The sequence below is a fragment of the Arthrobacter sp. RAF14 genome (assembly GCF_052114185.1).
Taxonomy (GTDB): domain Bacteria; phylum Actinomycetota; class Actinomycetes; order Actinomycetales; family Micrococcaceae; genus Arthrobacter_E.
In genome coordinates this window covers 1-12,159 of the sequence record NZ_JBFREG010000012.1, presented here as the reverse complement: position 1 = coordinate 12,159, position 12,159 = coordinate 1, and the positions used below count along the sequence as shown (strand labels likewise).

Below are 12,159 nucleotides of genomic sequence, written 5' to 3'. Positions count from 1 at the left end.
CCTTCCGGTTCACTGAATCCTCAGCCTCGACGGCCCGTTCCTCACGGAACGGGCCGTCTTTGGTACCCACCAGCAAGTCCTCCACTCCAGCGACCCTGTCAGGAGCACTCGTGTCATCCCAGCACCTCATCACCCCCGCACCCCGTTCGACCGTCGCCGCCGACGGCACCCTGATCCTCACCCCGGCCACCCACGTGGTCGCCGGCCCCGGCGCCGAGGCCGTGGCCGGAGCCTTCGCGGGCTGGCTCCGGGCCGGCACCGGCTGGGCCGTCCCAGTCCTCACGGCTCCCGCGGACGGCCCCGCCGTCACCTTCGGGATCGACTCCGCCCACCCCGACGGCGCGGAGGCCTACACCCTGACCGTCGACGACGACGGGGTGCGGCTGAGCGCGTCGCAGGCCGCGGGTCTGTTCCACGCGGCGTCGTCGCTGCGGCAGCTGCTGCCCGCCGCCTGGGAGGAGGGCTACACCGCGACGCCCGCCGGGGAGATCCCGCTCGGCCACGTCGAGGTCCAGGACGCCCCGCGCTTCGCGTACCGAGGCATCATGCTCGACGTGGCCCGCAGCTACTACCCGCTCGACGAGATCCGCCGGCTGATGGACGTCATGACCCGTTTCAAGTACAACGTCCTCCACCTGCACCTCGCCGACGACCAGTCCTGGCGCATCGAGCTGGACACCCCGGAGGACAACCCCACCGGCATCGACTTCACGGAGCTGGCACGCATCGGCAAGGACGGCGCCGTGAACCGCGAAGGCTGGGGCCTCGGGCCGGGCCGCACCGGCTACTACACCAAAGACGATTACCGGCTTCTCGTGGCCTACGCGGCCGAACGCTTCGTGACCGTGGTCCCGGAGTTCGACGTGCCGGGCCATGTGAACTCCGCTCTGGCCGCGGTCGCCCAGCTGAACCCGGACGGCGTGGCCACGAGCCCCACCGCCACGGGTGAGGTGGGCTTCTCGACGCTGTACAACGACAACCCGCTCACCCGGCCGTTCGTCGCCGAGGTGTTCCGTCAGCTCGCGGAGCTCACCCCCGGCCCCTACCTGCACATGGGCGGTGACGAGGCACTGGTCACCACCAAGGAAGACTTCGTGGCCATGGTGACCGACTTCGCGGCCTCGGTGGCGGCCACCGGCAAGACGGTCATGGGCTGGAACGAGTACGCCCAGGCGGAACTGCCGGCCGGTGCGGTCATCCAGTACTGGGACGGTGACCTGGAGCCGACGCTGCGCCAGGTCCGCGAGAACGAGGCCCGGGTGGTCATGTCCCCCGGCAAGGGCAGCTACCTGGACCAGAAGTACGTGGAGTCTGACCCCATCGGCCTCAAGTGGGCCGCCATGGGCGACTGGGATCTCTACTACGGCTGGGACCCGGTCCGCGACGGTCTGGAGGAGCGCCAGGTGCTGGGCGTCGAGGCGCCGCTCTGGAGCGAGACCATCCGCAGCCTGGACGAGGCGCACTGGCTGATCTACCCGCGGGCCATCGCTCTCGCGGAAACCGCCTGGAGCGCCGCCGAAGCCAAGGACACCACGGAGTTCGCCTCCCGTCTGGGCGGCCTCGGGGAACGTCTCGTCGCCCTCGGGGTGACTTTCAGGCCCAGCCCGGACATCGAGTGGAACGCCACCCCGCGCGACCCCTTCGAGGGGGTCGACCTGTCCGCGGTCACCGCCCTGCCGGAGAACGCCGGCGTCGCGGGTGGCGCGGGCGTCACGGAGTAATTCATTCCGGGCCCGCACCGGGCCGGGTGAGCTTAAGGGAAGATGGAAACATGAGTGAGAACGCGCCCTCCAACGGGGCACAGTGGCATGACGAACCCACCGACTACGATCAGGTGGGCAAGCTGCCCCGTGCCGAGGCCGCGAGCGTGGACGAGGCTCCCGTGGGGCCGGTGGTCGGGTCCCTGAACATCACCGCGGCAAGCGCGGATCCCGAGCTGCTGGACCTGCCGTGGCACATCGCCCTGGAGGAGTGGCCGCAGGCGAACCTTGCGGCCCTCCCCCGCGGCATCTCCCGCCACGTGGTGCGGTTCGCACACCTGGGCGGCACCGTGATCGCCATCAAGGAGACCAGCGAGCACGTGGCCCGCCACGAGTACCACATGCTCCGCAAGCTGGCGCGGCTGGACGTCCCCGCCGTGGAGCCGGTCGCCGTGATCACGGGCCGCACCACGCCGGACGGACGCCCGCTGAACCCTTGTCTGGTGACCCGGCATCTGAAGTTCTCCATGCCGTACCGGGCACTGTTCTCCCAGATGCTCCGCAAGGACACGCTCACCCGGCTCATCGACGCCCTGGCGCTGCTCCTGGTCCGCCTGCACCTGGTGGGCTTCTACTGGGGCGACGTCTCCCTGTCCAACACCCTGTTCCGCCGCGACGCGGGGGCGTTCGCCGCCTATCTGGTGGATGCCGAGACCGGCGAGCTGTACCCGGACCTGTCCACCGGCCAGCGCGAGTACGACCTGGAGATCGCCCGGGTGAACATCGCCGGCGAGCTCATGGACCTGCTGGACGGGGAACTGATCGACGAACTGGTGGACCCGGTGGCCACGAGCGAGCGGATCATGGAGTCCTATCGCCGGCTCTGGGACGAGCTCACGGCGAAGGAATCCTTCGAGCTGGGCGAACGCTGGCGCGTGGGAGCCCGCATCCGACGGCTGAACGAGCTGGGCTTCGACGTGGAGGAATACGCCATCAAGACGACGGCGGACGGCTCCACGATCCAGTTGCAGCCCAAGGTGGTCGACGCGGGCCACCACCAGCGGCGCCTGCTGCGTCTCACGGGCCTGGACGCTCAGGAGAACCAGGCGCGCCGCCTCCTCAACGACATGGACGCCTACCGCGCGGACAACTATCCCGGGCAGGACGAGGAGATCAGCGCCCATGCCTGGGTGTCTCAGGTGTTCGAACCGATCGTCCGCTCGATCCCCCGTGAGCTGTCCGGCAAGCTGGAACCGGCGGAGGTGGTCCACGAGGTGCTGGAGCACCGCTGGTACATGACGGAGAAGCGCAATCATCACGTTCCCATGGCCGAGGCCCTGCAGTCGTACATCGACGACGTGCTGCGGCACCGCCGGGACGAGGCCACCCTCCTGCTGAACCCTGACACGGACCTGATCAAGGTGCTGGAAGCGGGCGTCATCACCGCGGACGACGAGGATGACGAGGACTGATCTTCACCGTTCCTCAGGGTGACGTTCCGCGGAACATCCCCGGCATGACAGTGGCCCGGTCGTTTTAACACGACCGGGCCACTGTGTTTCCGGGATGCGGATCTTCAGGATCTCCCTCCCCGCATCGGGCAACGGCCTTCGCTCAGAACCGGATGGCGTCGATGACCTTCACCCGGATGGCGATCAGCGCGGGTATCGCGCCGGCCAGGGCTCCCACCACCACGGCGGCTCCCAGTCCGACCAGGGCGGCGCCCAAGGGGAACGGTGGATAGGCATCCAGCCCCGGGGCGACGAGGGACTCCACCCAGGGGTTCTTCACGACGGCGACTGCGAGCATCACGCCGAGCAGCCCCGCCACGGTGGTGGCCACGAGGGACTCCATCATGACGCCCACGAAGATCCGGCCCGAGGTGGCCCCGAAACTCCGCCGGATGCCGATCTCCCGGACCCGGTACTTCACGGTGACCAGCGCGACCGTGAGCATGCCCAGCGCGCCCAGCAGGAGGATCACCCCCGCCACACCGGCCACCACCCACTGCAAGGGCGCCAGAGGGTCCCCGTAGGCCAGATAGTCCATCCGGTTCACACTGACCGAGACCCCGGGCATCCGCGCCCCGAGATCGGCTTCCAGAGCCTGCCGTAGCTGGTCGGCCTGCGACGGATCGACCCACACCCGGTACTCGGGCGTCGAGTCCCCCACACCCAGCCGCGCCCCGTCACCGCTGAGGAGATACGCCGACGGCGGCTCGTCCGGCCACTGGGAACGGGAGACTCCCACGATCACGGCGCTGTGCGCGCCGTTCTGGTACAGGCGGACGCCTGGCTGCCGGCTCAACGACGGCGAGCCCAGCTGCGCCCAGGCGCTCTCATTCAGGATGACCGCGGGTGCCAGGCGCCGCGCGTCGTCGTCCGTGAACCAGCGTCCCTGAACCACCGATGTCCGGAGGATCGTGGCGTAGACGGGATCCACCACGGTGGCGTTGATCGACTGCACACCCCGGGGGAACTGGATCCCGAGCTGGCCACGGGTGATCCGCGAGACCGTGCTCAGCTTGTAGCGCTCCCCGGCCTTCTTGATGAGCGAGTCGCTCTGAGACGCCGAAACCTGGCCGGTGTCGGAATAGAAGGTCAGGGTCAGGGTGGCTCCGCGCCCGCCGGTGCGTTCGGCCTGATTCTTCATCCCTTCCCGCGCCACGTCCCCCATGCCGAGGACGCCGGTCAGCGCCGCGACGGAGGCGGCGACACCGATCAGGGACAGGAGCACCCTCACCTTGTGGACCCGGAGTTCGTGCCAGGCCTCGAGGATCGCAGCGAGCAGTGAGGTCATGCCGTCACCAGCCCCTCCTCGGGAGACCTGTCCTCCGCATCGTCGTCCGCCCCGGACAGCACACCGGCGTTCAGATGCAGCTGCCGTTCCGAACGATCCGCCACCGCGCGGTCATGGGTGATCGTCACGAGCGCGGCGGAGGTCTCCGCGGCGACTTCTTCCAGAAGACTCATCACGGCCTGGCCGGTCTCCACGTCCAGGGCTCCGGTGGGTTCGTCAGCGAGGATGAGGCGGGGACGCCGGACCAGCGCCCTGGCGATCGCCACCCGCTGCTGCTCGCCGCCGGAGAGCCTCACCGGCTTGACCTCCGCGCGGGAGCTGAGGCCCACACGGTCCAGCAGACCCAGCGCCAGCTCACGTCGACGCCAGAAATCCCTCCCTGTGGCGTAGTACAGCGGGGTCATGACGTTCTCCAGGGCCGTCCGCTCCGGCAGGAGGTTGAACTGCTGGAACACGAATCCCACACTCTCGCCGCGCACACGCGCCCTCCGGGCTTCGCTCATCCGCCGGGCAGGAAGACCCAGGAACTCGAGGTCGCCGCTCGTCGGCACATCGAGCAGGCCCAGGAGGTTGAGCAGCGTGGACTTCCCGCCGCCCGACCTCCCGACCACGGACAGACGGTCTCCTTCGTGAAGGTCCAGCGAAACCCCCTTGAGGATCTGGAGTTCACTGTCATCGGGCAAGGTCACCGACTTCGTGACGTCCCGCAGGCTGACCAGCAGACTCATCTCAGCCGCCCATCTGCACGCCGGGACCATTCGGCACGCCGGGACCCTGAGGAGCAGCCACCCCGGGCAGGAACTCGAGGATCTGTTCGCCCTCCTTGAGACCCTTGGTCACCTGGACCTGCACACCATCGCTCAGGCCGAGGGAGACCTTGCGCTCCTCGAACCCCTCCGGAGCGCCTGCCGGGCCCTGGGCGTTGGCACCTGCTGCCGGAGCACCCGGCTGAGCACCGTCCGGTGCGGAGGCTCCTGCGGCCTTTCCGTCCGCGGCCCCCGCGGGGCCGGTGGACTTCACCCAGACCGTCCCTTCCTGGAAGCTGCCCTTCACCGCGGTCAAGGGCACAGTCAGTGCATTCTCCGCGACGCCGGCCGTCAGCTTCAGCGTCGCTCCGAGCCCGGGGAACACCTTCACCGCGGCCGGAACCGGGCACGACACCGTACCGGTCGCAGCGCTTCCGTCGTCCGGAGCTCCGCTTCCGGCTCCTGGCTGCGCTGGCCCACCGGCCCCAGGAGCTGATCCGCTGCCCGACGCCGCCTTCGCAGCGCCGGAGTCGGCCGCCTTACCCAGGGAAACGTCGGTGCAGCTGAAGGGTGCGGGACCGCCCGTGACGGTCACCTCGGCCTTGGTGGGCCGGTCAAGGAGGCGGTACTGCTGCTGCGCGTCGAGCGAGCCGGACACGCTGAACGTTCCCGGGTCCACCGCCCCGATGCTCTCCCCCACCGTCACCTGCTGACCGAGCAGTGGGGTGAAGTCGCGAAGCACACCGGCGGACGGTGCCACGACATCCAGGTAGTCATACTGCGGGGCCGGGGCCTTCACCGGAGACTTGCCGTCAGTCTCGCTCGGGGTGGAATCACCGGTGTCCGCCGGGCTCTCGCGGAGTTTGCGGATCTGGAAGAGCGGGCTTCCCTCCGCCACAGGCTTGCCCGATGAAATGTACAGATACACCACAGTGCCGGCTTCAGTGCTCCGTACCGGAACGGCCGGGTCGGCCTGAACGGAACCCTTCACCTCCACCACGTTCGAGACCGTCGCCCGGCCTGCAGGCACCACCGGGGTCTCGAAACCGATCTGAGGAGCCGAGACCTGCTCAGCACCCTTCACACCGTCGATGAATGCGATCTTGACAAGCGCTCCTGCGATCACGGCGCCGAGCACCAACCACAGAGACGGCAGAACAGCACGTCGGAATACCCTCATGTATTGCCCCCAATAGCGAATGAAAGCCACGACGAATTGTGGCCTGCGGCACAGTCTATCCGCGGGCATAGCGAACGTCTTGTCAAAAGCACCACCGCAGTACGGGCGCGGCTCCAGATTGTCCGGCCTCTGAGCTGTGGGCGGGGCGGCCGGCGCGGGAGGGGCAGTAGCGAGCCTGATGGCCCCGGGATGGTCGGAGGTTGTCGGGGCGGTTAAACAGGTGCAGCCCTCACCGGGTGGTGGGGCTGTGTGGTCCGTGGTGCCTGCCCGGCCGGGTGGGGGTATGGCTGCGGCCTGGGGTGGTTTGCTCGCCGGGTTTGGTGGTTAAACGGGTGCGGCCCCCTGCGCTGGTGCTGGGGGCTGCTGTTGGTGGCTGGTGGTGTTGGTGGTTTAAGCGGTGATGGCCCAAGCGTCGTTGCTTGGGCCATCCCTTTTATAGGTTGTGTCCGGCGGTGTCCTACTCTCCCACACCCTCACGAGTGCAGTACCATCGGCGCTGTGGGTCTTAGCTTCCGGGTTCGGAATGGGACCGGGCGTTTCCCCCACGCTATGACCGCCGTAACTCTTTCAATCTCCCCGCCCGTGGGTGGGGGTTGGTTGGAAGGGTCACTGGATCGTTTCCGTGACACGCAACGGGTGTGGTGTGTGGTCAGGTTGTCGGCTTATTAGTACCGGTCAGCTTCACAGGTCGTTAGTCCCTGCTTCCACGTCCGGCCTATCAACCCAGTGGTCTGCTGGGAGCCTCTCGACCCCGAAGGGTCATGGAAATCTTATCTTGAAGCGGGCTTCCCGCTTAGATGCTTTCAGCGGTTATCCCATCCGAACGTAGCCAATCAGCGGTGCACTTGGCAGTACAACTGACACACCAGAGGTTCGTCCGTCCCGGTCCTCTCGTACTAAGGACAGCCCTTCTCAAATTTCCTGCGCGCGCAGCGGATAGGGACCGAACTGTCTCACGACGTTCTAAACCCAGCTCGCGTACCGCTTTAATGGGCGAACAGCCCAACCCTTGGGACCTACTCCAGCCCCAGGATGCGACGAGCCGACATCGAGGTGCCAAACCATGCCGTCGATATGGACTCTTGGGCAAGATCAGCCTGTTATCCCCGAGGTACCTTTTATCCGTTGAGCGACGGCCATTCCACAATGTACCGCCGGATCACTAGTCCCGACTTTCGTCCCTGCTCGAGATGTCTCTCTCACAGTCAAGCTCCCTTGTGCACTTACACTCGACACCTGATTGCCAACCAGGCTGAGGGAACCTTTGGGCGCCTCCGTTACTTTTTAGGAGGCAACCGCCCCAGTTAAACTACCCATCAGGCACTGTCCCTGACCCAGATCATGGGCCGAAGTTAGATGTCCAAAGTGACCAGAGTGGTATTTCAACGATGACTCCACGAACACTGGCGTGTCCGCTTCACAGYCTCCCACCTATCCTACACAAGCCACTCCGAACACCAATACCAAACTATAGTAAAGGTCTCGGGGTCTTTCCGTCCTGCTGCGCGTAACGAGCATCTTTACTCGTAGTGCAATTTCGCCGAGTTCATGGTTGAGACAGTAGGGAAGTCGTTACTCCATTCGTGCAGGTCGGAACTTACCCGACAAGGAATTTCGCTACCTTAGGATGGTTATAGTTACCACCGCCGTTTACTGGGGCTTAAATTCCCGGCTTCACACCAAAGGTGTTGACCGGTCCTCTTAACCTTCCAGCACCGGGCAGGAGTCAGTCCGTATACATCGTCTTGCGACTTCGCACGGACCTGTGTTTTTAGTAAACAGTCGCTTCCCCCTGGTCTCTGCGGCCCTTATCCGCTCCGAGGAGCAAGTCCTCTTCACAGTCCGGGCCCCCCTTCTCCCGAAGTTACGGGGGCATTTTGCCGAGTTCCTTAACCATGATTCTCTCGATCGCCTTAGTATTCTCTACCTGATCACCTGTGTCGGTTTAGGGTACGGGCGGCTGGAACCTCGCGTCGATGCTTTTCTCGGCAGCATAGGATCACTGAATCCCCCACCAAGTGGGGTCCCATCACGTCTCAGCCTTAATGCTCCCCGGATTTGCCTAGGGAACGGCCTACCTGCTTAGACCGGGACTACCATCGCCCGGCTCAGCTACCTTCCTGCGTCACACCTGTTAATACGCTTACCTCCCCCGATCAGTTCCCAGCCTCACCACACACCACTTGCCCGAAGGCTCCTGGAGGTGGATTGGGTGGTTAGTATCCCGGGCTCAGTATGGGCGGTTCTTCGCCGGTACGGGAATATCAACCCGTTGTCCATCGACTACGCCTGTCGGCCTCGCCTTAGGTCCCGACTCACCCAGGGCAGATTAGCTTGACCCTGGAACCCTTGATCATCCGGCGGACGGGTTTCTCACCCGTCTTTCGCTACTCATGCCTGCATTCTCACTCGTGTGGTCTCCACCACTGGTTTACACCGCGGCTTCACCGTCCACACGACGCTCCCCTACCACTCCAGACGACTGAACCACGAAGGCTTGTCTACTATCTGAAATCCACGACTTCGGCGGTGTACTTGAGCCCCGCTACATTGTCGGCGCGGAATCACTTGACCAGTGAGCTATTACGCACTCTTTCAAGGGTGGCTGCTTCTAAGCCAACCTCCTGGTTGTCTAAGCAACTCCACATCCTTTCCCACTTAGCACACGCTTAGGGGCCTTAGTCGGTGGTCTGGGCTGTTTCCCTCTCGACCATGAAGCTTATCCCCCACGGTCTCACTGCTGCGCTCTCACTTACCGGCATTCGGAGTTTGGCTGACGTCAGTAACCTTGTAGGGCCCATCGGCCATCCAGTAGCTCTACCTCCGGCAAGAAACACGCAACGCTGCACCTAAATGCATTTCGGGGAGAACCAGCTATCACGAAGTTTGATTGGCCTTTCACCCCTACCCACAGCTCATCCCCTCCATTTTCAACTGAAGTGGGTTCGGTCCTCCACGACGTCTTACCGTCGCTTCAACCTGGCCATGGGTAGATCACTTCGCTTCGGGTCTAGATCACGCCACTCAAACGCCCTATTCAGACTCGCTTTCGCTACGGCTTCCCCACACGGGTTAACCTCGCGACGTAACACTAACTCGCAGGCTCATTCTTCAAAAGGCACGCCATCACAGGTACAAGCCTGCTCTGACGGATTGTAGGCACACGGTTTCAGGTACTATTTCACTCCCCTCCCGGGGTACTTTTCACCTTTCCCTCACGGTACTGGTCCGCTATCGGTCATTAGGTAGTATTTAGGCTTATCAGGTGGTCCTGACAGATTCACACGGGATTTCTCGGGCCCCGTGCTACTCGGGTATCATCCCTCGAGCGGTGCAACAACGCGACAATTACGGGACTCTCACCCTCTATGGTCGACCATCCCAAGCCGTTCATCTACGTCAGCACATTCACACCCGACCAGGTCAGTGACCCTGGTACGGAACAACCCCACAACCCCGACCATGCAACGCCCACTGGCTATCACACATGGACCGGTTTAGCCTCTTCCGCTTTCGCTCGCCACTACTCACGGAATCACATGTTGTTTTCTCTTCCTGCGGGTACTGAGATGTTTCACTTCCCCGCGTTCCCTCCACACAGCCTATGCGTTCAGCTGCGGGTGACTACCCATAACAGGCAGCCGGGTTTCCCCATTCGGACATCCTGGGATCAAAGTTCGGTTATCAACTCCCCCAGGCTTTTCGCAGATTCCCACGTCCTTCATCGGCTCCTAATGCCAAGGCATTCACCGTGCGCCCTTAAAAACTTGGCCACACAAAAACCAAGACAAACACCACAACCACCACAACCCACCAGGGGCCGATCCAGTCATGACGCTCGCCTTATAAGATGCTCGCGTCCACTATGCAGTTCTCAAACAACAACCCCACACCCCCATCCAACCCACCCAACCGGGCAAGCCTTCCAGAAGCAGGGCAACCAAACGAAACAACAACCACCACACACCCCAAAGAGCATGCGACAGGCCTGTTGTTCCAGGACCCAACAGTGTGTCAACAACCCCCGCACCACCACGACACCACACCCGTTCCAACCAACCGTCACCGGCCGGCGTACTAAAACGCAGCATCACAGCACCCGCACGGGAACCGCACCCCCAGCCAGCAAGCCCCCTTGTTTCACAGGAACCCACCAACCATCACGAGGATGTGTTTCTTTGATATTCCACCCATGAGCACCACACCCCAGGAACGAACGCCCTGGCAGGCGGGTTCTACACTCAACCACCACCACAACCCATGCAGGAAGCGGCCATGATCTCGTTTGCTCCTTAGAAAGGAGGTGATCCAGCCGCACCTTCCGGTACGGCTACCTTGTTACGACTTAGTCCCAATCGCCAGTCCCACCTTCGACAGCTCCCTCCCACAAGGGGTTAGGCCACCGGCTTCGGGTGTTACCAACTTTCGTGACTTGACGGGCGGTGTGTACAAGGCCCGGGAACGTATTCACCGCAGCGTTGCTGATCTGCGATTACTAGCGACTCCAACTTCATGGGGTCGAGTTGCAGACCCCAATCCGAACTGAGACCGGCTTTTTGGGATTAGCTCCACCTCACAGTATCGCAACCCTTTGTACCGGCCATTGTAGCATGCGTGAAGCCCAAGACATAAGGGGCATGATGATTTGACGTCGTCCCCACCTTCCTCCGAGTTGACCCCGGCAGTCTCCCATGAGTCCCCGCCATTACGCGCTGGCAACATGGAACGAGGGTTGCGCTCGTTGCGGGACTTAACCCAACATCTCACGACACGAGCTGACGACAACCATGCACCACCTGTGAACCAGCCCCGAAGGGAAACACCATCTCTGATGCGATCYGRTCCATGTCAAGCCTTGGTAAGGTTCTTCGCGTTGCATCGAATTAATCCGCATGCTCCGCCGCTTGTGCGGGCCCCCGTCAATTCCTTTGAGTTTTAGCCTTGCGGCCGTACTCCCCAGGCGGGGCACTTAATGCGTTAGCTACGGCGCGGAAAACGTGGAATGTCCCCCACACCTAGTGCCCAACGTTTACGGCATGGACTACCAGGGTATCTAATCCTGTTCGCTCCCCATGCTTTCGCTCCTCAGCGTCAGTTAATGCCCAGAGACCTGCCTTCGCCATCGGTGTTCCTCCTGATATCTGCGCATTTCACCGCTACACCAGGAATTCCAGTCTCCCCTACATCACTCAAGTCTGCCCGTACCCACTGCAGAACCAGGGTTGAGCCCTGGCCTTTCACAGCAGACGCGACAAACCGCCTACGAGCTCTTTACGCCCAATAATTCCGGATAACGCTTGCGCCCTACGTATTACCGCGGCTGCTGGCACGTAGTTAGCCGGCGCTTCTTCTGCAGGTACCGTCACTTTCGCTTCTTCCCTACTGAAAGAGGTTTACAACCCGAAGGCCGTCATCCCTCACGCGGCGTCGCTGCATCAGGCTTTCGCCCATTGTGCAATATTCCCCACTGCTGCCTCCCGTAGGAGTCTGGGCCGTGTCTCAGTCCCAGTGTGGCCGGTCACCCTCTCAGGCCGGCTACCCGTCGTCGCCTTGGTGAGCCATTACCTCACCAACAAGCTGATAGGCCGCGAGTCCATCCAAAACCACAAAAGCTTTCCACCACCAACCCATGCGGGCAATGGTCGTATCCGGTATTAGACCCAGTTTCCCAGGCTTATCCCAGAGTCAAGGGCAGGTTACTCACGTGTTACTCACCCGTTCGCCACTAATCCAC

The 12,159-nt window shown here is 63.2% G+C and carries 5 protein-coding genes and 3 rRNA genes; 2 read left to right on the top strand and 6 right to left on the bottom strand.

Annotated features, from left to right (window positions below; all coding sequences use genetic code 11):
* Nucleotides 1–110 precede the first annotated feature (110 nt).
* Both AB4Y75_RS16535 and AB4Y75_RS16530 read left to right on the top strand, forming a co-directional pair.
* A complete protein-coding gene (locus tag AB4Y75_RS16535; RefSeq protein WP_441436973.1) occupies nt 111–1,721 on the top strand; it encodes a beta-N-acetylhexosaminidase in 1,611 nt (536 codons plus the stop codon).
* A gap of 50 nt (nt 1,722–1,771) precedes the next feature.
* On the top strand, nt 1,772–3,172 hold the full coding sequence (locus AB4Y75_RS16530; protein WP_441436972.1) for a DUF4032 domain-containing protein: 1,401 nt from the start codon (nt 1,772–1,774) through the stop codon (nt 3,170–3,172).
* A 142-nt stretch (nt 3,173–3,314) separates the two neighbouring features.
* Here the strand turns inward: AB4Y75_RS16530 and AB4Y75_RS16525 are convergent, their stop codons facing one another.
* From AB4Y75_RS16525 to AB4Y75_RS16500, 6 genes are all read right to left on the bottom strand, one after another.
* Nucleotides 3,315–4,499, bottom strand: a complete 1,185-nt coding sequence (locus tag AB4Y75_RS16525; RefSeq protein WP_441436971.1) for an ABC transporter permease — start codon at nt 4,497–4,499, stop codon at nt 3,315–3,317.
* Complete coding sequence (locus tag AB4Y75_RS16520; protein WP_441436970.1) at nt 4,496–5,227, bottom strand: ABC transporter ATP-binding protein; 732 nt, start codon at nt 5,225–5,227, stop codon at nt 4,496–4,498. The genes AB4Y75_RS16525 and AB4Y75_RS16520 overlap by 4 nt, the downstream gene beginning before the upstream one ends.
* A gap of 1 nt (nt 5,228) precedes the next feature.
* Nucleotides 5,229–6,425, bottom strand: a complete 1,197-nt coding sequence (locus tag AB4Y75_RS16515; protein ID WP_441436969.1) for a hypothetical protein — start codon at nt 6,423–6,425, stop codon at nt 5,229–5,231.
* A 444-nt stretch (nt 6,426–6,869) separates the two neighbouring features.
* A 5S ribosomal RNA gene (gene rrf / locus AB4Y75_RS16510) occupies nt 6,870–6,986 on the bottom strand.
* Nucleotides 6,987–7,070: 84 nt separating this feature from the next.
* Nucleotides 7,071–10,198 (bottom strand): 23S ribosomal RNA (locus AB4Y75_RS16505).
* 523 nt (nt 10,199–10,721) lie between these two features.
* Nucleotides 10,722–12,159, bottom strand: a 16S ribosomal RNA gene (locus AB4Y75_RS16500); the annotation flags it as partial.

Excerpts from the sequence above, each read along its gene's own strand:
- AB4Y75_RS16530 (WP_441436972.1), top strand. The coding sequence starts at position 1,772 with ATGAGTGAGAACGCGCCCTCCAACGGGGCACAGTGGCATGACGAACCC.
- AB4Y75_RS16525 (WP_441436971.1), bottom strand. The coding sequence starts at position 4,499 with ATGACCTCACTGCTCGCTGCGATCCTCGAGGCCTGGCACGAACTCCGG.
- AB4Y75_RS16520 (WP_441436970.1), bottom strand. The coding sequence starts at position 5,227 with ATGAGTCTGCTGGTCAGCCTGCGGGACGTCACGAAGTCGGTGACCTTG.
- AB4Y75_RS16515 (WP_441436969.1), bottom strand. The coding sequence starts at position 6,425 with ATGAGGGTATTCCGACGTGCTGTTCTGCCGTCTCTGTGGTTGGTGCTC.